Origin of the sequence: Catenulispora sp. GAS73 (assembly GCF_041262085.1) — a bacterium.
Lineage (GTDB): Bacteria > Actinomycetota > Actinomycetes > Streptomycetales > Catenulisporaceae > Catenulispora.
On sequence record NZ_JBGCCM010000057.1, the window covers coordinates 33,821 to 54,678 of the forward strand.

The following is a 20,858-nucleotide window of genomic DNA, read 5'->3' on the forward strand; positions in this document are numbered from 1 at the left end:
ATCAGCCTGAATTCCCAATACGACATTTCATGATCGGCATGTCATTGCACGGATGCGGTACACGCACCCGCGATCGTTGAGATCGGACCTCACGGCCATCCCCACGAGAAGAAGGGCTCCACCCCGATGAGTTCACGCAAAGGCCGCCGCCTTTCAGCTGTAGCGGCGCTCGGCCTCGGCACCCTGATGTGCACTGTCGGGCCGGCACAGGCCGTTCTGGCTGCTCCGGTTGCAGATGCCTATGTTGTTTCGGCCGACGCTATCGCCGGCCTGGTGGCCGTGCCCCCCACCCCGCACTCCAACTTCCCCGGGCCGCCCGGACCCGGGCCCGTGACCACGCTCGGTATCGCGGTCGGTCCCTTCGCGAGCAACGCTCTGCTGACCGCCACGACGGCAGGCGACGTGACCGCCGGAACCTCCTCGGCCTCGGCGACGGTGGACAGCCTCAACGTCAACCTGCCGATCCCCACGGCCATCTCGCCGACCACCCTGTCGGTGACCGGCGTCAACTCCACGTGCACCGCACCGGCGGCGCCGGGGAAGGCGACTGGCTCGGGCGTGATCGCCAGCGGAACCGTCACGGTCGACAGCCTCGTCCCGGTCACCCTGCAGGCGAATGCCGCGCCGAACACCTCGGTGTCGGTGCCGGGCCTTGGCACGATCATCCTCAACGAGCAGAGCACTGACGCGAACGGCGTCCTGACAGTCAACGCCGTGCACCTGACGCTCCTGCCGGCTCTCAACGGCCTCAACCTCATCATCGGCCACGCCCAGTGCGGCGGCGCCCCGCCCACCCAGGCCGTCCCCATGGTCAACCCGCAGGTCGGCCTCAGCCTCGGCGCGATGGCCATCGCCGGCACCGCTGTCGTCTACCGGCGTCGCCGCAACGGCACCGACACCGACGGCTGCTGATACCGCTCGGCTCCGAAACAGGCTCCTCGCAGAGTGTGCTCCACACGGCTCCCCTTGTCGCATCTCCATGGTGACGGATGAGGGGAGCCCGTGCGTTCACCCCCGGAGGTCGTGCTCACGGAGCCCCAGTAGCGTTGGGAAGCGACGCAGACGTTCACCCACAGCGAAAGACGCGACATGTCTGTCGTCGAACCGTTCAAGGCCCGTGAATCCGCAAGCGATCGCCCGGCTCAGCCTTCATGCGAGAAGCATGCAATCGTCTCGACCGGCGTGGCATCCAGCGTGCGGCCGAACGCACCGTGGAGCATCAGATTCAGTTGCGCGGCGTTCCACTCGTGATCGTGGCGCGGCGACGGTACGGCATTCGGCGACATGCCCGGCTCAACGGCGTCATCGCTGTGAAGGTCACCGCAATGACGGCCAGGCGTGTCGGACGAGCGAATCGCAGAACCCGTGGAACCTGAGAAACGGTGAGCGCGCTGAGGTCGTGCAGGATCAGCGGCGGGTGTGCGTGGTCCCAGAACAGCGTGCGATTCAGGGGTTCCCGGCGGCCGACCCGATCCAGTGCTGCATGATCGCGTTCATACGTGGGTCCGCGCGTTGCACACATGGTACGGATGCCGGCATCGGCCATGACGGCGTCGAGGGCGGGGGCACACTCGGAGCCGGGGTCGCGGATCGGGAAGTTCACCGTGGCCGCGGGCCCGGCGGGTGGCGTGCTCCATGACGAGCCGCGTCGTGGGGTGGGCTCGATGCCCGGGGTGGCAGGCCTTGGCCACGTACAGGTCGCCGAACCGATCTCCAGTCCCAGTTCGGGTGGACGGTGCCGTCGACGAGGTAGGTGCCGAATGCTCCGCCGATCCGCTGCGGCCGCAAGAGGCAGCAGGTCGTCGCCTTGATGGTCGGCGACCAGTTCAGCAGTCGAGCCCCCTCAGTGTGAACTTGGTTATTCGGCCAGGCAGCAGTCGTGCGCGAGGCTTGAGCTTCAGCGGCTCCTCACCGACCAGTGCCTGGAAGCAAATGATCGAAGCGCAGGTGCAGGTCTCGTCAGAATGCTGATACATCGCTGAGCTGCGTGTATGCGGGTGGATCAGGCCGTCGATTTCGGCGGGCCACGCGGGCGTACTCGGCGGGGCTCTATGAATTCAGCTTCGGGCGTGCCGAGACGCTTCGGGTGATCTGGCGGGTGGTAGCTTTCGCAAAGCGCGGCGATCAGCGCTGCTTGTGCGGACTTCGGTAAGGAATATGGAATGCGCCAACATAGTTTTATCACCCCACTGATCGCGGGGGTGCTCTCGGCGGTGGGTATCGTCGGTCCGGCATCGGCGGCCAATAGCGGTACCACGCATACCACGTTCACTGAGAACGCGCGGAGCACCGCGGCAGCCGTGGTCGATGCCGGCGATCCCCTGTCGATCACGGTCCCCGCCGCGGCGTCGCTGGGCAGCGCTGCCCCAGGGGGGACGATCACCGCAAGCGTGGGGGCGGTCCAAGTCACGCAGTCCGGCATCATCACCCAGGGGTGGACGGCATCGGTGACCTCCACCAGCTTCATCACCGGCACCGGCACGCCCGCCCAAACGATCCCCAACGTCGACGTGTCCTACTGGTCGGGGATCGCCACTGCGACCACTGGCTTGATCCTCAGCAGATTCACCCCCGGTCAGGCCACCGCCGCCAATGCGCAGAGCCTCAGCATGTCCAGAACGGCGTACAGCCTCAGTGGGGTCGGCCTCGTCGCCAATTCCGCGACGTGGAACCCCACCCTCATCATTCACCTGCCGGCCGGTGCGCTGGCCGGCACATACACCGGGACGCTGACGCACTCAGTGTTGTGACACGTGGTGTAACACCGCCCAGCCAGCGTGTTCAGGCTCTTCTTCTGTGTCGGTGATAGGTGAGTGCGGCTACGGCAAGCAGTGCTGCGGCCAGACCGCTGCCCAAGGCGAGTGTCAGATGGTCGCCGCTTCCGTGGAGTGCCCGCTGTGCCGCGGCCGGTACGGCGGAGCCGGCGGAGTTCGGGAAGGCGATCTGTGCCTGGTAGGTCTCGTCGAGCAGTCCGCTCCTCAGCTCGATTTTGGCCTTCCACGGGCCGGCTCCGACCGGGTCGGTCACGGGGATCGTCACCGGCTCGGATTGTCCCGGTGCCAGGGTGGTGCCCAGCCGGGCGGGATAGGGTCCGGCTGACAGCGCGCCCGAGACCTCGGTCAAGGTCAGGCCGCCCGACAGGTCGATGGCTCGTCCGCCCGTGTTGTGGACCATGGCCTGCACCAGTGCCTTGCCCGAGAGGTCACGCTGGGCTGTGAGAGTGTCCACGGTGAAGTTCGACGGGGGAGGGTTGTGTCCCCCGACCGACAGATAGATCCTGGTCCCGACGCGGTTGGCGAGGATGACGCCGCTGGTGCCGGGTGTGTCCACTTCGGCCCAGATCACCGCGTATCGCTCGCCCGGGGCGGCGTCGTCCGGCACCGAGATCGTCATGGTGTCGGCTGCGCGGGCGCCTGGCGGGATGTCCAGGCTGTCTTCGTTCAGCGTCGTCCAGGTGGTCAGGTCGCTGACGGTGTGACCGTCGTCGCCGGTGAAGGACCCGTCAGCGATGTGGGCCGCGTCCGGATACATCTTGACGTGGAGACTGGACTCCGACTTGTTCCACACCTCGACCCGCCGGCGGATGGTCGTACCAGGCATCAGGTGGTCGATGACGTATTGCATCGCTCGGGGGTTGTCCGCTTCCGATACCGGAACGTCCAGCAGGCGGATGCCGAATCCGCCCGCGGGGTCATCGGTGTCGGCCCGGGTCGAGGCGTGGGCGGTCGGGGTGAACGCGGCGATGGCCGCGACCAGGGTCGCAGCCACCAGCGTCGAGTGGGGGAAGAGTTTTCGCACTTCGCCGAAGGTCTCTATCGTGCCAGGGTGTCGTGGTCAGGAGACCGAGTGAGTCAGGGTGCTGGTGTAGGTTCCGGCCAGCGTGTTCGCCGGGATGACGATCGTGATGGTCGGGTTCCAGGTCGCGGTGTTGATTCCGGAGACGGCAGTCGCGACCTGCACGTTGCTCGCGGTGTTCGTCAGGGGATTGACCGATGTGTTGGCCACCGTGGCGGTGCCGGTGACCGTGGCGGTGGGAGTGGTGTAGCTGGCGGCGCCGATGGGGACGGTCGAGGGGCCGACGAAGTTCGTCCCGCTCACGGTCGCCGTCCAGCCGGTGGTCCCGCCGCGGTTGTCCAACACCTCGACGTTCCCCAGCGGGGTGGGGCCGATCGTCTGCGCCGAGGTGCTGGGGGTCACGGTGCCGATGGACACGGGCCCGGCCGGGACGGTGATGTCCAATGTGCCGGCGCTTACCGTGAACGTGATGACCGTGGTGCCGGAGCTGGCCGCCAGCGCCGGACTCGCGGTGCCGAGCACCATCGCCACTCCGGCAGCAAGTACGGCAATGCGGTTCCTGTGCATACTTTCGACCTTCCCAACCCATGGTGACAGCGGAGGTAACCGCTACATGTCAATCTTTACAGAATAAGATGCGCAAAACGTTGAAATTCGTGTGTAGATGAGACTGTTGCTTCGGTTCGAGAGGGTTGCATCCCTGGTCACGGCGGGCGTTTAGGCATCAGGGTTCGTCGGGTCCGATTGGGCCGTTCGAGGGTTGGCAGTCGCCTGCCGGCGTCGTCACGTGGGCTCTCGAAGTAGCCTCCTGATTCTGGAGGCCTAGATGACTGAGCCCTTGGACTCAATCATCTAGGGCGGGGGTACCACGCCACCGATTCCGGCAGCCTCCGCCAGACGATCCCATCGCCTTCCCTCTTCATTGCCCATAACGCAACGCTTCCGGAGGCTTGCCGTTGCGTCGCCATCGGGTTGTTCCGCGTGGCGGGCCTCGCGCGGTCCAGACCTGCTCAGTGACCTGTGGGTGTCAGAGTGGCGGCCGTCCCGATCTCGTGGTGGGTCCCTGAGATGGCGTGACGCCACATGCTCGATGTCTCATTCGGTATCGGCCAGCAGGACCCGCAGTTCCTCCACTCGTGCCCGCACCGCGACCTCATGGGCATCCAGCAGACCATCCACCGAAACCATCACACGCCTCGCCGGCCGAACCCACCCCGAACCGTCACCGCAGGCCCTACCGCCCCCACGCACCGTTCACGCCCCGAAACTCGAACTATTTTCCCAGCTCAAAGAGCATGCTCGGTTGAACAACGGACTCTTACGCAGGCAGGACTGTCTGCTGCCGGAGACGGGCTGGGGCCGGCTCTGTTTCGCGGAATCCAGCCCCTACGTCGGCAGCGCGTGGACCGACAGCGGCGACGACAGTCCTCGAAAGACCCTCAAACACCGCGCCAAACACGAAAGCCGTAGCGTTCCTGCACACCCCGAACTGGTCGCATGCCTGCGCACTCACCTTGCGCAATTCGGCGCCGCGCCTGACGGCCGCCTGTTCGTCCGCGCCGACGGGCAGACCATCCGGTATGCCACCTTCGCTGACCTGTGGTCCAAGGCCCGCAAGGCTGTACTAGCCCCCGATGAGTTCGACTCCCCATTGGGCAAACGGCCCTACGACCTGCGCCATGCCGCCGTCTCGACGTGGCTCAACGCTGGCGTCAGTGCGCCGCAGGTCGCCGAATGGGCCGGTCACAGCGTGGACGTCCTGCTGTCCGTCTACGCCAAATGCATCGACGGACAGGAGGAACGCGACCTACGACGGGTTGAGGAAGCACTCGCTTCGGGATCGAACAACGGGGCTGCTCAGGAGGAACCTCTGCTGTGCCGGCGGACCGAAGACGGCGGGATCGAGTTCTATCGTCCTCCGAACATCGTTGTGTACCGCATGTCGCGTGAAGAACTAGAGGCTGGTGGGCGCTGATCCGCCCCTGCTACTGTCGCCGCGAAATTCCACGGCAAGTTCACTGAGTTCGGTGACGTCAGGTTCGCCCGTGGAACGTGCTGGGCCTGAAGTCTCACCAAGATCAGTTCGCGAATAGTTCGCGATCACCGACAAAGCGTGATCGGCAGCGAACCACAGTGAGACAAACGTCTTCGTGGCGGCGGGGCCGGGAAACGGCCGCGACCTGCGGCGCAACGCCCTGAACAGCGAAGTGGCACCCTCATCGCGAGGGTGCCACTACCCACTATGTGGAGCTTAGGGGACTTGAACCCCTGACCTTTTGTCTGCCAGACAAATGCTCTACCAACTGAGCTAAAGCCCCATCTGGTCCCCCGGTGAGATCGTCCGATCGATCTTCCTGATCTCCCCGGCGGGCGTTGCCTATATTAGCCAGAGCTGCGGCTGGATGGGAAATCGATTCGCTACCTGCGGGTTTTGGGCGTGGCGCGGCCGGGCCCCGGGGGGTTGGGGTCCGGCCGTGGGGTGGTGCTTGGTGCCTTCGTGGCCTCGGTGGTGCTGGGGCCTTTGGGTGTTGCCTGTGGCTTGTTACATCGCGGGTGGGGTGGGGTTGCTGCGGGGCATGGCGGTTTGGGCTGTGCTCGTTGCTGCGTTCTGCGTGTTCTGGGCGGCGCCGGCGACGTTGTCCCTGATGGACTGGGGGTTGGGGAGTTGGCCGTCGGGGGTCATCTTGTCGACCATGCCGGGGAGCTTTTCGGCCATGGTTTGGGCTGCTTGTTCGGGGGTGGTGCCTGCCTGTTGGGCGATCTGCTCCATCTGGTCCTGGCCGATCGCTTGGGTGACCTGGTCGGCGTTGACGGGTTTGTTCTCGCCCTTGCCGATCCAGCTCTGTACCTGCTCGCCGATGCTGCTCTTCTTCAGCTTGTCGAGGGCCTCGCTCATGCCGCCGCCGACGTTGTCGGTCAGCTGCTTCCACAGTTTGCCCAGGTCCGGGGTGTCGGCCATGGCGTTCCGCCTTTCTGAACGGGCCCGGGCCGGGTGGCGCCGGGCCTTGTCTGCGGGCCATGTATGAGCCTTCGGTACCGGCGCTTGGTGTGTGCTGGCGGAGGCAGCCGTTCGGGGCAATGGGGTGCGGTGCTTCGTCCGGACGGCCGGTGGCTGCCCTGTCTCGGGACGCCTCGCGGCGGGCGTCGCGCCAGCCTGACGGCATGAGAGTCGATGTCCACGCGCACCTGTTCCCCGCCCTCTACCTCGACCTGCTCGACGATCTGCGGGGTGACAGGGGTGCTGGGACGCAGGGGGTGCGTGCGCTGGGTGGGGGCGACGGTGAGCGTGAGGTGCGGTTGCGGCTGGCGGCGATGGACGCGGTCGGGGTGGACGTGCAGCTGCTCTCGACGTGTCCGCAGGGCCCCTACACCGGCGACCCGACGGCGGCGGTGGAGGCGGCCAGGTGTGCGAACGTCGCGCTGGCGCACACCGTCGCGCGGCACCCCGAGCGCCTCCGCGCGCTGGCCACGCTGCCGCTTCCGCACATCCTGGCCTCCGTCGACGAGCTCAACCGGGCCATGGAGCAGGACGGCATGCCGGGGGCCGCGGTGGGTACCTCGATCCTGGGCCGGCCGCTCAGCCACCCCGACTTCGATCCGCTCTTCGCGGCGCTGAACCGGCGCAAGGCGGTCCTGTTCGTGCATCCCATCGGTGACTCCGCCGGATCGCCGCTGATGCAGTCCTCCAAGCTCGGACCGGTCATCGGCCACGCGGCGGAGGTCTCGACCGCGATCCTGCAGCTGTTCCAGGCCGGGATCACCGTGAAGTACCCCGATATCCGGATCATCGCCCCGCACATGGGTGGCTACCTGCCGTTCCTCATCCAACGCCTGGATCGGCACCGGGACTGGTACCTCCCGAAGGACGCGCCGAGTGCCGGGCAGCTGATGCGCGGCATCGCCTACGACACCGCCAACCCGCTTCCGGCGGCCCTGCGCCTGACCGCGGAGGTGGTCGGCGCCGAGCGCCTGCTGTTGGGGACCGACTACCCGTTCGAGCAGGGCCCGTCGCTGCGGGACCACATCGAGTTCATCCTCGCGGCGGGATTGTCGGATGATCAGGCGAAGGTGATCGTGGATACGAATGCGGCGGACTATCTGGGAATCGCGAAGTAGCGGCCAGGAAAGGCGACGGGAAACGCACTCGTGTGACTCAGGCCGCATCGGCTTCGGCCTCGCTCCCGTGCGGTGTTACCGTCCACCCATGCCCGCCGACCAGCCCGACCCCGTCCCGACCGCCATCGCCGCCGAGCCCCGCCCGGCGATGCGCGACGCGCTGGTCGAGGCGGCCGTGGCCCTGTTCGCCGAGCATGGCTTCGACGCCACCACCGTCGACGACATCGTGGCCCGTGCCGGCGTCGGCCGCCGCTCCTTCTTCCGCTACTTCCCCTCGAAGGAGTCAGTGGTCTTCCCCGACCACGAGGGCACCCTGGCCCGCATGTCCGACTTCCTCGCCGACGAGTCCGGCTTCGCCCAGGATCCCGTCGCCCGGGTCTGCGACGCCGCCCGCATGGTCCTGGCCATGTACGCGGCCGACCCCGAGTTCTCCCTGGCCCGCTACAGGCTGACCCGCCAGGTCCCGGCCCTGCGCACGCACGAACTGGCCGTCGTCCGCCGCTACGAGAGCGCCCTGGCGGCGTTCCTCCGAGCCCGCTACGCCGGACGCGCCGACGGCGACCTGCGCGCCGACGTCGTCTCGGCGGCCGTCGTCGCCGCCCACAACCACGCCCTGCGCGGCTGGCTTCGCTCCGACGGCAACGGCGACCCCGCCGGACTCGTGGAACACGCCTTGGAATGGGTCCGCGCGACCTACACCGACGACGTCCCCTCCGCCCCGCGCGCCGCGGAGCCGGAAGAGGACGTCATGGTCGTCGTCGCACGCCGCGGCACCCCGATGTGGCGCGTCGTGCAGCGAGTTCAGGAAGTGTTGGACTGAGCCCAAGGCTGAGTCCTAAGCGGCGATGACTGCTGCCGCCGTCCGCCCGCCGTCCACGTCGAGCACAGTCCCGTGCGAGTAAGAAGCCTCATCGCTGGCGAGGTACACCACCGCGTCCGCGATGTACTGCGGCTTCCCGAGGCGGCCGGCGGGAGTGCCGTTCATCATCACCTCGCCGGGGTGCGGCCGGCCCGGCACCGGTTCGAGGATCACGCCCGGCGACACCGCGTTCACCCGCACGCCCTGCGGCCCGAACTCTGCGGCCCACGCGCGCGTCAGCGTCTCCATCGCGCCCTTCGTCGAGGCGTACAACGCGCCGACCGGGACGGCGAGGCGTGCGACCCACGAACCCAGGTTGATGATCGTCCCGCCGCCTGCCGCCGCCATCTGCGGGGCGATCTCCTGCGTCAGGAAGAAGGGCGCCTTGACGTTCACTGCGTACACCCGGTCGAAGGTCTCGTCGTCCGTGGTCACGGTGGTGCCGGCCGGGTAGATGCCGGCGTTGTTGACCAGGATGTCGACCGTGTCGCCGAGGAGGGCTGCGGCTTCCTCGGCCAGCGCGCGGGAGGCTTGGGGGCTCCCGTCGAGGTCGGCACGGACGAAGTCGGCGCGACCGCCCTTCGCCCGGATACCCGCCACGACCTCGGCCCCGCGCGCGGTGTCGCGACCGGACACGATCACGTGCGCCCCTTCGGCGCCGAAGGCCTCCGCGATGGCGCGGCCGATGTTGCTGGTCGAGCCGGTGACCAGCGCGCGCTTACCCTGCAGACGTCCACTCATCTCGCACTCCTGAGTTCTCGTTCCAACCTGCGGAACCCACTCTGCGAGGCGAAAAATGGACCAGCAAGTCCACTCCTGGCCGGGACCTCAGGACGCGGTCAGGGCCTCAGGACGTAGCCAGGCGCCGAAGGTCGGCGACCGCCTGATGCAGGGCAACGCGCAGGTGGTAGACCTCGCCGGTGGCCAGCAGGATCCCCACCCCGCCCTGAATCGCAGCGAGCAGCGCGGCGGCGCGCTCGTCGGCGTCGACCGACGCGGGGAGCCGGCCGGCGTCCTGCAGAGCGCGGACGCCGTCGGCCAGCGCGGCTTGCCACTGCCGCAGCAGCGCCACGACCACGGCGCGCGCACCCGGCGTGCTCCGCCCCAAGTACAGCGACAGCGTCCCCAGCGGGCACCGGTCGCCCTGCTCCTCGTAGCGCTCGACGGTCGCGTCCCGCCACCGCTCCCACGCCTCCCAGGTGTCCAGGCAGCCGAGGTACGGCTCCTGATGTTCCAGCACGCGGTCGGCCTCGTAGCCGGCGACCGCCAGCAGCAGCTCGTCCTTGCCGGCCGGGAAGTAGTGGAACAGCTGGCTCTTGCTGGTGTGGGTGCGGGCCATGACGTCGTCCAGGGTGGCCAGCTCGACGCCGGACTCGCGCAGCACCTCGGCCGCGCCTTCGACGATGCGGGCCCGCGTGGCGCGGCCCTTCGCCGTCAGGGCTGTCCCGGAGGCGCTGCGGAGCACCGGGGTAGCGGCCTCGGCGTCGATTTCAGCCTGGATTTCAGCATCGATCACGAAGCAACTCTAGATCGCCGCCGCCGACGAGTCCCGGTACGTCTCCAGCAACCGCAGCCACACCTCGCTGATGGTCGGGAACGCCGGCACCGCATGCCACAACCGCTCCACCGGCACCTCGCCGACGATCGCGATCGTCGAACCGGCTCCAGCGCCGCATGTCCAGCGGACGTCGATGCGCGCGAGCCGCGATGACGGCTCCGGCGATCCGCGCCTGGTACTTGCCCTGGTGCGTGAACAGCGCGCGCCGGTTGACGTCCCCGACCGCGTACAGCCACGCGCCGGCGACCTCGTCGACGGTGAACATGTCGTCGGTCGCGAGCCAGTCGCCGGGCCGCAGGCCCACGGTCTCCAAGCCGATGTCCTCGGTCCGGGGCGCGGCCGGTCGCCAGCAACAGTTCGTCGAGGACCAGCTCGGTGCCGTCGACCAGCGTGATGTGCACTTCACTTGAATCAGAGCCCGAAGAAGCGCCACTCCATCGCACGGCTGCCGCGATCCCCGAATCGAACCGGAACTCGACCCCTGATTCCCGCAGCCGTTCAGTCACCAGCTCCGCGGCGAACTCCTCCACCCGCGGCAGCAACCCCGGCTCCCGGGCGATCAGCGTCACCCGCGACCCCAGCGGCGGCAGCGCCGCCGCCGTCACCGACCTGAAGCAGTTCGCTGACAGAGGCCACTCGCTGGTCTTCGACAGCGGCTGGCGCGAGATCGCCGACTACGTTCTCACCTGGCTCGCCGACAACCTGTCGGATCAGTTGATGAGAACCGCCGCCGGGCAGCGGCACGGCTCGTGTTACCGTGCTGGAGATCCCGAAACAAGGAGTTCGACATGTTGGGCGACGACGACATCTCGCACTGAGATGCCTGGGTTCCCGAGCGCGTTCTGATCTGTGATCCACGGCTCGGTTCCTTTCGTCGTTCCTCCTCTCCTCCTTCAAGGGCACTGTCATGTCTCAATCCCCTGTTGTCGTTTCCGGGCTGTCCTTCACCTGGCCGGACGACACCCCCGTCTTCCACGACCTCAGCTTCAGCGTCGAGGCCGGACGGGTCGGCCTGGTCGCCCCGAACGGCGCCGGCAAGTCCACGCTGCTGCGGCTGATCAGCGGCGCGCTGACGCCGGCCGCCGGCTCCATCAGCGTCGAGGGCGTCCTCGGCTATTTGCCGCAGGACCTGCCGCTGACCGCCGGCCGCACGGTCGCCGAGGTGCTCGGCATCGCGGACGTGATCGCGGCGCTGGACGCCATCGAGTCCGGCGACACCGACGAGCGGCACTTCACCACCATCGGCGACGCCTGGGACGTCGAGGACCGCGCACGGGCCGAGCTGGATCGGCTCGGCCTCGGGCATGTCCGGCTGCGCGAACCGCTCGGCGCGCTCAGCGGCGGCCAGGTGGTCTCGCTCGGGCTCGCCGCGCTGCTGATTCAGGCCCCTGATGCGCTGCTGCTCGACGAGCCGACGAACAACCTGGACGGCGCCGCGCGGCACAAGCTCTATGACGTCCTGGACAGTCAGCGCGGATGCGTGTTGGTGGTCAGCCACGACCGCGAGCTGCTGGACCGGATGGACCGCATCGCAGAGCTCGAAGGCGGCGAGATCCGGTTCTACGGCGGGAACTACAGCGCCTATGAGGAGGCGGTCGCCGCCGAGCGCGAGTCGGCCGAACGGAACCTGCGCAACGCCGAGCAGGAACTGAAGCGTGAGAAGCGCGAGATGCAGCAGGCGCGCGAGCGGGCCGACCGGCGCGCCAGCACCGCCGCGAAGAACCTCAAGAACGCCGGCCTGCCGAGGATCTTCGCCGGGAACATGAAGCGCGGCGCGGAGAAGGCCGCCGGCAGCGCGCAGACGATGCACGCCTCGCGGGTCACCGAGGCGAAGGAGCGCGCAGACCAGGCGGCCAAGGCTGTGCGTGCCGACCAGAGCATCGCGCTCGACCTGCCGGACACGCAGGTGCCCGCCGGGCGCACGTTGTTCGTGGGGGAGCAGCTGCGCAAGCGGCTCGGCGAGACCGAGATCTTCGCCGGGGACGGCGTCGACCTGACGATCCGCGGGCCGGAGCGCATCGCGCTGTCCGGCGGGAACGGCGCGGGCAAGTCGACGTTGATGCGGCTGATCCACGGCGATCTGGAGCCGGACAGCGGGACGATCCGCCGCGCCGACGGCCGGGTGGCGTACCTGTCCCAGCGGCTGGACCTGCTGGACGACGACAAGACGGTCGCGGAGAACTTCGCCGCGTTCGCGCCGTCGCTGCCCGACAACCAGAGGTTGAACGTCCTGGCGCGGTTCTTGTTCCGTGGCGCACGTATCCACCTGCCGGTGCGCGTGCTGTCCGGGGGCGAGCGGCTGCGCGCGACGTTGGCGTGCGTGCTGTACGCGGAGCCGGCGCCGCACTTGTTGCTGCTGGACGAGCCGACGAACAACCTGGACCTGGTCAGCGTCGGCCAGTTGGAGAACGCGCTGAACGCCTACCAGGGCGCGTTCGTCGTGGTCAGCCACGATGAGCGGTTCCTGGAGGAGATCGGGGTCGATCGGAGGATCGAGCTCCGGGCCGGGGTGCTCGATTCAACCAAATAGTCAGTTGATGGTGCGTTGGCGCCCGCGTGGACCGCATCGCTGGCTGAGCTACCGGTCAGAGTGCCCGAAGCGCGCCAGCTTGCTCAGCATGCTGAGGGCGTCCGGGCGCGCGACCGGGTCGAAGAACGCCGCGTCCGCCGCCTCCACGGCCGCCATCGCGCGCGGGGCGAGGTCGGCGCCGGCGGGCGTGACGCGCAGGCGGCGGGCGCGGGTGTCGGCGGGGTCGACCTCACGGGTGACCAGACCCTTGGCTTCGAGGGTGCGGATCACCTGCGAGGTCATCTTCACGTCGGTGCCGGCCTGCTCGGCGACAGTGGCCTGGTTGGGGGCCAAGCCCTGGTCGTTGAGCCAGAAGGTGCAGGCGAGGAGGACGAACTGGACGTGGGTGAGGTCCAGGGGGGCCAGGACCGCGGCGATCTCACGCTGCCACCGGAGGGTGACGCGCCAGAGGAGGAAGCCGGGCTGGTCTCCGGGGCCGCCTGCACCATCGCTCATCAGGCGCTCGCCGCCAGTGCCAGCAGCTTCGTGACGACGTCGGGGAAGTCGGCGCAGATCTGCGGCCCGATCTCCGGCCCGACCTCGTCGGCCGCCTCGCCGGTGATCTCGGTGCGGTAGGTGACTTTCGTGCGGCCGTCGCCGAGGTCGTCGATCAGATGGTGTGTGGTGATCAGCAGGCCCGGGACCTCGCAGACGTCGATCCACGCCTGGTCCGGGACCACTTCCGTGATCGTCATGTGGATCGTGTCCTCGCCGGGCGGCGTCATCGTGAACGCGGTGCCGGCGGCGAACGGGCCGTGCAGCTCGACCTCGCCGACGCCGTCGTTCCAGGTGTGCCAGCCCAGCGGGTCGGCCCAGAGCGTCCAGACGGCGTTCGGCGTGGCCTCGGCGGTGGCACTGTATTCGTACTCCCACATGGTGTTCCCCTCCCGTGATGAATTGGTCTACGCACAGACTATCTGCGCGCAGGCTATCTCGCAACTGCGAAGTTTTCGCAGGTGAGAGTGGCTGGCAATAGTTGCTCATATTCGTCAATGCGAAGATGGGAAGCTATAGTGGCTGCCGTGAAGACGCTCCCCGCCCTCATGCTCGCCGCCGCTGGAGTCGGGTTCGGCCACGCCGTGCTGCCCGACCACTGGATGCCGCTCGCGGTCCTGTCCCGGACCCGGCGCTACCCGACCCGCCGGACGGTGCGGTTGTCGCTGGCCGCCGGGGTCACGCACGTCCTGGTGTCGCTGCTGATGGGTGCGGTCCTGGTCCTGGTCGGGCTGCAGTTCCGGGACACGGTCTCTCGGCACACCGATCTGGTGATCGGCGGGATTCTGCTGGTCACCGGAGTGGCGTTCCTGATCATGGAGCTGGTCGGGCACGGTCATGGGCACAGCCACGACGGCGAGCACGGACACGGACGCGCGCATGATCACGGCCGGCACGAGCACAGCCACCACGAGGACGGCCGGCACGAGCACGAGCACCACTACCACGACCGCGCCCACGGCGAGCGCGACGCCCGCCGCCTGGCCGCGCTCCTGGTGCCGTTCGGGGCGGCGGCCTCGCCGGATCTGACGATCCTGCCGGTCTTCCTGGCCGCCGGCGCGGTCGGCGTCGCCGCCTCGGTCACCTCGCTGCTCGTGTTCGCGACGGTCACCGTCGCCACGATCGTCGGGCTGACCACCGCCACCGCGGCCGGTGCCAGGCTGCTGACCGCGCCGTGGATCGACCGGGGCGCCAACCTGCTGACCGCCGGGACCTTGCTGCTCGTCGGCGGGCTCGTCGCCGGTGGTGTCATCTAGTTCTAGTTCCCGCACGCGGTCATGTGGTCGACCACGTGCCGGATCGCGAGGTCCTGAGCCCGCAGGTGCGCCTGCAGCCGCTCGCAGGCCCGCAGCACCGCCTCGGCGTCGCGGAACGTCATCTCCGCGCGCCGGTCGGCGGCGCGGCCCAGCACCTGCTGGCCGAGCATGATCACGAACATCAGGAGCAGCTGCGTCAGGCTCGACAGGAACAGCAGGAACGCGAACGGATACGGGTCGAACCGCAGCACCCCGGCCTGCGCCAGGGCGATCCACACCAGCTGGAACAGTGTCGCGACGTAGAAGGCGCCCATGCTGCCGCAGCGCTGCGTGATCCGGGCCGCGAGCCGGGCGTTGACGCCGACGTGCTCGTCCGCCATCGACGGCGGGGTCGCGAAGCGCTCGGCGGCGGCCGTCAGCTGGCCCTGCTCGATCTCGTCGAGGACCACGCAGGACGCCAGGTGCAGGTCCTGGGCGATGAGGTGGTTCTGGATCTGCTCGCAGTCGTGCAGGATCGCCTCGGCGTCCTCGAAGGTCTGCCGCGCGCGGCGGTCGCCGGTCCGGCCCAGGACCTGCTGGCCGAGCAGAATGACGAAGACCAGCAGCAGCTGGACCACGTTGCCCAGGAACAGCATGAACGGATACGGATACGGGTCGAACCCGAAGAACGCCCGCGAGCCCAGCAGCATCCACGCCACGGTGATCGCCATACAGGCGTAGACCGTCCCCATCGACCCCAGCCTGCGCGTGAGCCATGCCGCGAGCCGTCCGCCGGCCCCGGTGTATTCGTGCTCGACGCGGACGTGGCCATGGCGGAGCCGCACGTGGACGTGGGGGTGGCGCATGGACGTGTAGAGGCTCACAAGCGCCTAAAATATCCGAACCCTGGCAAACATCGGTTTCATGGCGTGTCGGCTCAAGTCGACGTGGCTTCAAGCGGTTTGCTGGATCTGTGCACCAACCAACAGCGGGAACGCCGAACGCCGCCGGATCCCACGGTCCCCGCTCCGGGGCCCGGCAGCGGCCCGGGCCCCGACCGCGGCCGCCGGTCCGTCGGAGCCGGCGCTCCCGCTGGCTGTGGGCCACGGCCTCGACGATGTCGATGTCGGTGCTGCTGGTCAGCCTCACCGGGGCCTGGCTGCGGGCCGCGGTGCTGGGCGGCTTCCAGCGCTCGGCGGCGCTCGGCGGCACGATCCCGAAGTCGCACGACGGCTCGGTCAACATCCTGCTGATGGGCCTGGACTCGCGGCGGGACAACCAGGGCCACGACCTGCCGGCCGCGATGCTGGACAAGCTGCACGCCGGCTCCTCCAGCGACGTCGGCGGCTACAACACCAACACCCTGATCCTGCTGCACGTCCCGGCCGACGGCTCGCCGGCCACCGCGGTGTCGGTGCCGCGCGACGATTGGGTCTCCATCCCGAATCTGGGCTGGCACAAGATCAAGGAGGCCTACGGCCGGGCCAAGGCGGCCGAGGAGGCGGCGCTGGCGAAAGCCGGCAGCGGGCCCACCGGCGACGCGCTGGAGGCGGCGGGCCGCGAGGCCGGGCGGGCCGCGGCGATCGCGGCGGTGCAGGGGCTGCTGAACGTGCCGATCGACCACTTCGCCGAGGTGAACCTGGCCGGGTTCTACGACGTCGCGGTGGCGCTCGGCGGGGTGACCGTGTGCTTGAACAAGGCGGTGCAGGACGACTACTCCGGCGCCGACTTCCCGGCCGGCGTGCAGACCCTGGACGGGTCGAAGGCGCTGGCGTTCGTCCGGCAACGGCACGGGCTGCCCGGCGGCGACCTGGACCGGACGCGGCGGCAGCAGGCGTTCCTGGCGGCGGTGCAGCGGAAGCTGTCGGACGACGGGGTGCTGACCGACGTCGGCAGGCTGTCCGGGCTGATCGGCGCGGTGAAACGGGACGTCGTGGTCGACGACAGCTTCGACGTGCTGTCGCTGATCTCCAAGGCCGGGAGCTTGAAGGCCGGCCGGATCCAGTTCCACACGCTGCCCATCGAGGGGTTCGCGACTCACGACGGGGAGGACGTGAACTTGGTCGATCCGGCGAAGGTGCGGGCGGCGATGAAGGCGTACTTGTCGGACGCCAAGGCCGGACCGGGAAAGGTGGCGGCGTTTTCGGGGAACGCCGGCGAGACGCGTCAGGCGTCGGTCGCGCGGGCCGGCCTGGCTGCGCTGCCGCAGTCGGACGGGACGGCTTCCGACGGGACGACGGAGGACGGGATCGCCTGCGTGAACTGACTCGGCGCGCCGATCAGTTCGCTGCGACGTTGTTCGGCTGGGGCAGGTTGGAGCAGATGTCGGTGTCGGCCGGCCGGTCTTTGAGGTCGGTCGGCGCCGCCGCGGACGGTACCGGGCTCGGTGATCCGGACGGCTGGGCAACAGTGTTCGGTGCCGGAGAGGTGGTCGGCGACGGAGTCGCAGGGCTGGTCGTCGCCGCCGCCGAAGCCCCCTCCAAGCTCTGATCGGCGTTGATCAGATTCCACACCGTCTGCGCCGACGGCGCCGGATCCACCCGGTTCGGATCGTTCGGGTCCTGCACCGTCGGCAAGGTGATGAAGTTGATGTCGTGCGGCTTCAGCCCCTGCACCTGGCCGGCCAGGTCGAGCAGCGCCGAGACCGAGCCCAGCGCCTGGTCGGTGGTGATCGACGAGGTCGTGATGTCCGCCAGCTGGTAGAGCTTGCCGACGTCGCTCAGCGTGCCGCTGTCCTCGATCTTGGTGATCAGCGAGGTCAGGAACATCTTCTGCATCTCGATGCGGCCCAGGTCGCTGCCGTCGCCGATGCCGTGCCGGTCGCGGACGAAGGCCAGCGCCTCGTCGCCGGTGACCACGTGCCGGCCGGCAGGCAGGTCGAGGTGGCTGTAGGGGTCGTCGATGCCGCCGGGCGGGACGCAGACCTCGACGCCGCCGAGGTAGGTGACGATCTTGCGGAAGCCGTTGAAGTCCAGCCGGACGAAGTGGTCCACGCGCACGCCGAAGAACTGTTCGACGGTCGCCGCCGTGCACAGCGGCCCGCCCAGGCTCATGGAGGCGTCGAACATCGCGCCGTCCTGGCCGGGGATGGTGCCGGTGCCGTCGCGGGTCGGGCAGGGCGGCCGGTTCACGATGGTGTCGCGGGGGATGGACACCACCAGGGCGTGCTTCCGGTCGCCGGAGACGTGCAGCAGCATCGAGGTGTCCGACAGGTCGGTGCCGTTGGCGCCGCCGAAGCTGCCGGTGGAGTCGGAGCCGCCGAACTGTCCGGTCTGGCCGTCGCGGGTCTGGGAGCCCAGCAGCAGGATGTTGACCGGCGGGCCGGCTTTGGGGCGGCCGGTCAGCGTGTTCAGGTCGCCGGCGGTCTTGATGTTGCCGTTGAGGTGCAGGTAGACGTAGCTCGCCGCGCCGCCGACCGTGAGCAGCAGGGAGGCCGAGCAGAGGGCGATGATGATCTTGATCTGTGCTGCCCGGCCCGCTGCCATTCATTGACCCCTTCGCGACTACTGTCCCTGTATGGTCGCCGGGACAAGGCCGCTTCACACCGCAAAACCGCCGGTCACGGCTCCATGTCGCCTAAATGGAGCCGAACCGGCGATCAGCGCGGCGTCTGGTTAGTTCCGGCGACCACCGCCGCCGAACAGGCTGAGGAAGAACAAGAACACGTTCAGGATGTCCAGGAAGATCGACGCGGCGAGCAGCGGCGCCGAGGCGATGTTCTGGGTCCGGCGCAGCCGCTGGAAGTCCACGAGCGTGAACCCGGCGAAGATCACCAGGCCGGCCACGCTGTAGATCACCGAGGCGTGCGGGATGTTCACGAAGATCGCGACCACCCCGAAGACCAGCAGCGCCACCAGGGCCCAGAAGCTGGCGCGGGCCACCCCGGACAGGTCGCGCTCGGTGGCGTACCCGGCCGAGCCCAGCGCGCCGATGAACAGCGCGGTCGCGGCGCCCGCCTGCCACAGCGCCTTGGGGTTCACGGTCGCGTAGTAGACCAGCGTCGGGGACATCGCGATGCCCATCAGCAGCCCGAAGGCGCCGAGGAGCACGACGGTGGCCTGCGGCGAGCGCGCGGCGGTGAAGCGCATCGCGATCAGGCAGACGAAGGCCGCGATGAAGCCGATGAACACCGCGGCGTTCGAAAGGTTCCGGCCGGCGTAGGCGCCGAGCGCGAACAGTGCCGCCGTGGCGGCGACGAAGCCCATGGTCCGGGCGAACAGGGTGTTCGTCGAGATCCCATAGCCCCGTCGGGACATTGTCGTGTCGTACACGGTCACCTCCTACCCCCGGTCGGGGGCGTTCAGTACTTCCTGGAAGGCACAGTCAGCGCTGGCCCGATAGCGTTACAGCATTGGATTCTGGCGTTTCCGGGTGGAGGTTGCATGACGAACTCACAGCAGGAGACGCCCCCGGAGATCCTGGACCTCCCGGTGGGCATCGAAGCGGCCGGGACGCGGCGGGAAACCGACGCCATGGGGGCGGTCGACGTGGCCGCCGACAAGTACTGGGGCGCCCAGACGCAGCGCTCGTTGGAGCACTTCACGGTCGGCGACGACCACATGCCGCAGGAGATCCACCACGCCTACGGCTACGTGAAGATGGCCGCCGCCCTGGTCAACGGCGAAGCCGGCCGGCTGCCGCGATGGATGGCCGACCTGATCGCCCGGGTCGCCTCCGAGGTGATCGCCGGCGACCTCGACGAGCACTTCCCGCTCTACGTCTGGCAGACCGGCTCCGGCACGCAGACCAACATGAACGTCAACGAGGTCATCAGCAACCGAGCGATCCAACTGGTCGGCGGCACCCTCGGCACCAAGTCCCCGGTCCACCCCAACGACCACGTCAACCTCGGCCAGTCCTCCAACGACAGCTTCCCGACCGCGACCCACGTAGCCGCGGTGCTGACGCTGCAGAACCACGTGCTCCCCGAACTCCGCAACCTGCACGCGGTCCTAGACGACAAGGCCCGGCAGTGGGCCGACGTCCCCAAAACCGGCCGCACGCACCTGCAGGACGCCGTCCCCCTCACCGTCGGCCAGGAATGGTCCGGCTACGCCGCCCAGATCGCCGCCGCCACCGACCACCTGGAATCCGCACTCCCGGGCCTGCACGAACTCGCCGCCGGCGGCACGGCAGTCGGCACCGGCCTGAACGCCCCACCCGGATTCGCCGAACGCTTCGCCTCCGAACTCACCGAACTCACCGGCCAACCCTTCGTCACAGCACCGAACAAGTTCGCCGCCCTGGCCGGCGCCGAGGCGATGGTCGCAGCCTCAGCCGGCCTACGCGGCGTCGCAGCACCCCTACTGAAGATCGCCAACGACATCCGCTTCCTCGGCTCCGGCCCCCGCAACGGCCTCGGCGAACTCCGCCTCCCAGAGAACGAACCCGGCAGCTCAATCATGCCGGGCAAGGTCAACCCGACCCAGTGCGAAGCCACGATGATGGTCTGCCTGAAGGTGATGGCCGACGACAGCGCCCTGGCCACCGCCGCCGGCATGGGCAACTTCGAACTCAACACCATGCGCCCCCTGATCGCCTCCTCATTCCTGCACTCAGCCCGCATCCTCACCGACGCCATCCGGAACCTCCGGGTCTTCTGCATCGAAGGCATCGAGCTGGACCGCGAACGCATCGACCACGACCTGGGGCGCTCCCTGATGCTGGTGACCGCGCTGACCCCGGAGATCGGCTACGACCGCGCCGCGCAGATCGCGCACACCGCCGACGCCGAGGGCACGACGCTCCGCGACGCCGCGGTGCGCAGCGGCTGGCTGACGGCGGAGGAGTTCGACGCGATCGTGGACCCGCGGGCGATGACGGGGCAGGACGGCTGGCGCGCCGGGGGGTGACGGCGAGGCGGCGGTCTTCGGGGAGCGGCGAGCGGCGGTGCGGCGCACGGCGACTGGCGACCGGCGATGCCGCGGTACAGAAGGCGGCAAGCGGCGGTGCGGCAGCGACCGGCGCCGGGCGGGAGCTCAAGCGCAGCAAGTCGCACCGCCGGGGCGGTTCGCAGCGGCAAGGGGGCAAGTAGGGCCGGGGCAGCCGGGATGTCGGTTCCGGTGAGGACTGGTGCTTTGGTGGCTGCGGGTGGTGACGGGTCAGCGCGGCCGGCCCCGTGGTGAGGGGGTCCGAAGGACCATGCGGGGTGTTGGTTCTGGGTCCCTCGCCGCGTCGGCGGGCGCAGCCAACCTGGTCGGGCCGGTGGTGTCAAGCCGGGCGAAACCGGAC

Annotated in this window: 20 protein-coding genes, 1 tRNA gene and 2 pseudogenes; 10 read left to right on the top strand and 13 right to left on the bottom strand. The window is 68.8% G+C overall.

Features of this window, described 5'->3' with window-relative positions:
• Positions 1–186: 186 nt before the first annotated feature.
• Complete coding sequence (locus ABH935_RS47395; protein ID WP_370384614.1) at positions 187–912, top strand: choice-of-anchor P family protein; 726 nt, start codon at positions 187–189, stop codon at positions 910–912.
• A gap of 230 nt (positions 913–1,142) precedes the next feature.
• Here ABH935_RS47395 and ABH935_RS47400 read toward each other — a convergent pair whose 3' ends face one another.
• Complete coding sequence (locus ABH935_RS47400) at positions 1,143–1,286, bottom strand: hypothetical protein (RefSeq protein WP_370384595.1); 144 nt, start codon at positions 1,284–1,286, stop codon at positions 1,143–1,145.
• A 915-nt stretch (positions 1,287–2,201) separates the two neighbouring features.
• Between ABH935_RS47400 and ABH935_RS47405 the strand changes: the two genes are divergently transcribed.
• The gene (locus tag ABH935_RS47405; RefSeq protein WP_370384596.1) at positions 2,202–2,750 is read left to right on the top strand and encodes a hypothetical protein; all 549 of its coding nucleotides are present in this window, start codon (positions 2,202–2,204) and stop codon (positions 2,748–2,750) included.
• A 31-nt stretch (positions 2,751–2,781) separates the two neighbouring features.
• Here ABH935_RS47405 and ABH935_RS47410 read toward each other — a convergent pair whose 3' ends face one another.
• Together ABH935_RS47410 and ABH935_RS47415 are read right to left on the bottom strand one after the other, a co-directional pair.
• A complete protein-coding gene (locus ABH935_RS47410) occupies positions 2,782–3,798 on the bottom strand; it encodes a peptidase (protein WP_370384597.1) in 1,017 nt (338 codons plus the stop codon).
• A gap of 36 nt (positions 3,799–3,834) precedes the next feature.
• Complete coding sequence (locus ABH935_RS47415; RefSeq protein WP_370384598.1) at positions 3,835–4,362, bottom strand: hypothetical protein; 528 nt, start codon at positions 4,360–4,362, stop codon at positions 3,835–3,837.
• A gap of 736 nt (positions 4,363–5,098) precedes the next feature.
• On the opposite strand from ABH935_RS47415, the gene ABH935_RS47420 reads away from it, so the two are divergent.
• Positions 5,099–5,770 (top strand): hypothetical protein, encoded by a 672-nt coding sequence (locus ABH935_RS47420; protein WP_370384599.1) that lies wholly within the window; start codon positions 5,099–5,101, stop codon positions 5,768–5,770.
• 270 nt (positions 5,771–6,040) lie between these two features.
• Here ABH935_RS47420 and ABH935_RS47425 read toward each other — a convergent pair.
• Positions 6,041–6,113, bottom strand: a tRNA-Ala gene (locus tag ABH935_RS47425).
• A 224-nt stretch (positions 6,114–6,337) separates the two neighbouring features.
• Positions 6,338–6,754: a YidB family protein gene (locus ABH935_RS47430; RefSeq protein ID WP_370384600.1), complete on the bottom strand. Its 417-nt coding sequence runs from the start codon at positions 6,752–6,754 to the stop codon at positions 6,338–6,340.
• A 203-nt stretch (positions 6,755–6,957) separates the two neighbouring features.
• Between ABH935_RS47430 and ABH935_RS47435 the strand changes: the two genes are divergently transcribed.
• Positions 6,958–7,911, top strand: coding sequence for an amidohydrolase family protein (locus ABH935_RS47435; RefSeq protein WP_370384601.1), 954 nt, complete (start codon positions 6,958–6,960; stop codon positions 7,909–7,911).
• A gap of 88 nt (positions 7,912–7,999) precedes the next feature.
• The gene (locus tag ABH935_RS47440) at positions 8,000–8,731 is read left to right on the top strand and encodes a TetR family transcriptional regulator (protein ID WP_370384602.1); all 732 of its coding nucleotides are present in this window, start codon (positions 8,000–8,002) and stop codon (positions 8,729–8,731) included.
• A 15-nt stretch (positions 8,732–8,746) separates the two neighbouring features.
• Here the strand turns inward: ABH935_RS47440 and ABH935_RS47445 are convergent, their stop codons facing one another.
• The 3 genes and pseudogenes from ABH935_RS47445 to ABH935_RS47455 all read right to left on the bottom strand — a co-directional run.
• Complete coding sequence (locus tag ABH935_RS47445) at positions 8,747–9,511, bottom strand: SDR family NAD(P)-dependent oxidoreductase (protein WP_370384603.1); 765 nt, start codon at positions 9,509–9,511, stop codon at positions 8,747–8,749.
• Between the two features lie 106 nt (positions 9,512–9,617).
• On the bottom strand, positions 9,618–10,208 hold the full coding sequence (locus ABH935_RS47450) for a TetR/AcrR family transcriptional regulator (protein ID WP_370384615.1): 591 nt from the start codon (positions 10,206–10,208) through the stop codon (positions 9,618–9,620).
• A gap of 87 nt (positions 10,209–10,295) precedes the next feature.
• Positions 10,296–10,927 (bottom strand): annotated as a pseudogene (locus ABH935_RS47455) (FAD-dependent oxidoreductase); the annotation flags it as partial.
• On the opposite strand from ABH935_RS47455, the pseudogene ABH935_RS47460 reads away from it, so the two are divergent.
• Both ABH935_RS47460 and abc-f read left to right on the top strand, forming a co-directional pair.
• Positions 10,914–11,024: pseudogene (locus ABH935_RS47460) on the top strand (alpha/beta hydrolase); the annotation flags it as partial. The pseudogenes ABH935_RS47455 and ABH935_RS47460 overlap by 14 nt on opposite strands.
• A gap of 211 nt (positions 11,025–11,235) precedes the next feature.
• Positions 11,236–12,858, top strand: a complete 1,623-nt coding sequence (gene abc-f, locus ABH935_RS47465; protein ID WP_370384604.1) for a ribosomal protection-like ABC-F family protein — start codon at positions 11,236–11,238, stop codon at positions 12,856–12,858.
• A 48-nt stretch (positions 12,859–12,906) separates the two neighbouring features.
• Here the strand turns inward: abc-f and ABH935_RS47470 are convergent, their stop codons facing one another.
• Together ABH935_RS47470 and ABH935_RS47475 are read right to left on the bottom strand one after the other, a co-directional pair.
• Positions 12,907–13,353 (bottom strand): MarR family winged helix-turn-helix transcriptional regulator, encoded by a 447-nt coding sequence (locus tag ABH935_RS47470; protein WP_370384605.1) that lies wholly within the window; start codon positions 13,351–13,353, stop codon positions 12,907–12,909.
• Positions 13,353–13,772 carry an SRPBCC family protein gene (locus tag ABH935_RS47475; RefSeq protein ID WP_370384606.1) on the bottom strand — a complete coding sequence of 140 codons (420 nt, stop codon included), beginning with the start codon at positions 13,770–13,772 and terminating at the stop codon, positions 13,353–13,355. The genes ABH935_RS47470 and ABH935_RS47475 overlap by 1 nt, the downstream gene beginning before the upstream one ends.
• A gap of 147 nt (positions 13,773–13,919) precedes the next feature.
• Here ABH935_RS47475 and ABH935_RS47480 point away from each other — a divergent pair, with 147 nt between their 5' ends.
• The gene (locus ABH935_RS47480) at positions 13,920–14,648 is read left to right on the top strand and encodes a hypothetical protein (protein WP_370384607.1); all 729 of its coding nucleotides are present in this window, start codon (positions 13,920–13,922) and stop codon (positions 14,646–14,648) included.
• A gap of 2 nt (positions 14,649–14,650) precedes the next feature.
• Here the strand turns inward: ABH935_RS47480 and ABH935_RS47485 are convergent, their stop codons facing one another.
• Positions 14,651–15,511, bottom strand: a complete 861-nt coding sequence (locus ABH935_RS47485) for a DUF1003 domain-containing protein (protein ID WP_370384608.1) — start codon at positions 15,509–15,511, stop codon at positions 14,651–14,653.
• Positions 15,512–15,744: 233 nt separating this feature from the next.
• On the opposite strand from ABH935_RS47485, the gene ABH935_RS47490 reads away from it, so the two are divergent.
• Complete coding sequence (locus ABH935_RS47490; protein ID WP_370384609.1) at positions 15,745–16,893, top strand: LCP family protein; 1,149 nt, start codon at positions 15,745–15,747, stop codon at positions 16,891–16,893.
• A 13-nt stretch (positions 16,894–16,906) separates the two neighbouring features.
• On the opposite strand, the gene ABH935_RS47495 is transcribed toward ABH935_RS47490, so the two are convergent.
• Positions 16,907–18,112: an LCP family protein gene (locus tag ABH935_RS47495; protein WP_370384610.1), complete on the bottom strand. Its 1,206-nt coding sequence runs from the start codon at positions 18,110–18,112 to the stop codon at positions 16,907–16,909.
• 129 nt (positions 18,113–18,241) lie between these two features.
• Positions 18,242–18,898 carry a Bax inhibitor-1 family protein gene (locus ABH935_RS47500; protein ID WP_194918852.1) on the bottom strand — a complete coding sequence of 219 codons (657 nt, stop codon included), beginning with the start codon at positions 18,896–18,898 and terminating at the stop codon, positions 18,242–18,244.
• Between the two features lie 111 nt (positions 18,899–19,009).
• Here ABH935_RS47500 and ABH935_RS47505 point away from each other — a divergent pair, with 111 nt between their 5' ends.
• A complete protein-coding gene (locus tag ABH935_RS47505; RefSeq protein WP_370384611.1) occupies positions 19,010–20,479 on the top strand; it encodes a class II fumarate hydratase in 1,470 nt (489 codons plus the stop codon).
• The last annotated feature ends 379 nt before the right edge of the window (positions 20,480–20,858 follow it).

Excerpts from the sequence above, each read along its gene's own strand:
- ABH935_RS47395 (WP_370384614.1), top strand. The coding sequence starts at position 187 with ATGTGCACTGTCGGGCCGGCACAGGCCGTTCTGGCTGCTCCGGTTGCA.
- ABH935_RS47400 (WP_370384595.1), bottom strand. The coding sequence starts at position 1,286 with ATGTCGCCGAATGCCGTACCGTCGCCGCGCCACGATCACGAGTGGAAC.
- ABH935_RS47415 (WP_370384598.1), bottom strand. The coding sequence starts at position 4,362 with ATGCACAGGAACCGCATTGCCGTACTTGCTGCCGGAGTGGCGATGGTG.
- ABH935_RS47430 (WP_370384600.1), bottom strand. The coding sequence starts at position 6,754 with ATGGCCGACACCCCGGACCTGGGCAAACTGTGGAAGCAGCTGACCGAC.
- ABH935_RS47435 (WP_370384601.1), top strand. The coding sequence starts at position 6,958 with ATGAGAGTCGATGTCCACGCGCACCTGTTCCCCGCCCTCTACCTCGAC.
- ABH935_RS47440 (WP_370384602.1), top strand. The coding sequence starts at position 8,000 with ATGCCCGCCGACCAGCCCGACCCCGTCCCGACCGCCATCGCCGCCGAG.
- ABH935_RS47445 (WP_370384603.1), bottom strand. The coding sequence starts at position 9,511 with ATGAGTGGACGTCTGCAGGGTAAGCGCGCGCTGGTCACCGGCTCGACC.
- abc-f (WP_370384604.1), top strand. The coding sequence starts at position 11,236 with ATGTCTCAATCCCCTGTTGTCGTTTCCGGGCTGTCCTTCACCTGGCCG.
- ABH935_RS47470 (WP_370384605.1), bottom strand. The coding sequence starts at position 13,353 with ATGAGCGATGGTGCAGGCGGCCCCGGAGACCAGCCCGGCTTCCTCCTC.
- ABH935_RS47475 (WP_370384606.1), bottom strand. The coding sequence starts at position 13,772 with ATGTGGGAGTACGAATACAGTGCCACCGCCGAGGCCACGCCGAACGCC.
- ABH935_RS47490 (WP_370384609.1), top strand. The coding sequence starts at position 15,745 with ATGTCGATGTCGGTGCTGCTGGTCAGCCTCACCGGGGCCTGGCTGCGG.
- ABH935_RS47495 (WP_370384610.1), bottom strand. The coding sequence starts at position 18,112 with ATGGCAGCGGGCCGGGCAGCACAGATCAAGATCATCATCGCCCTCTGC.
- ABH935_RS47505 (WP_370384611.1), top strand. The coding sequence starts at position 19,010 with ATGACGAACTCACAGCAGGAGACGCCCCCGGAGATCCTGGACCTCCCG.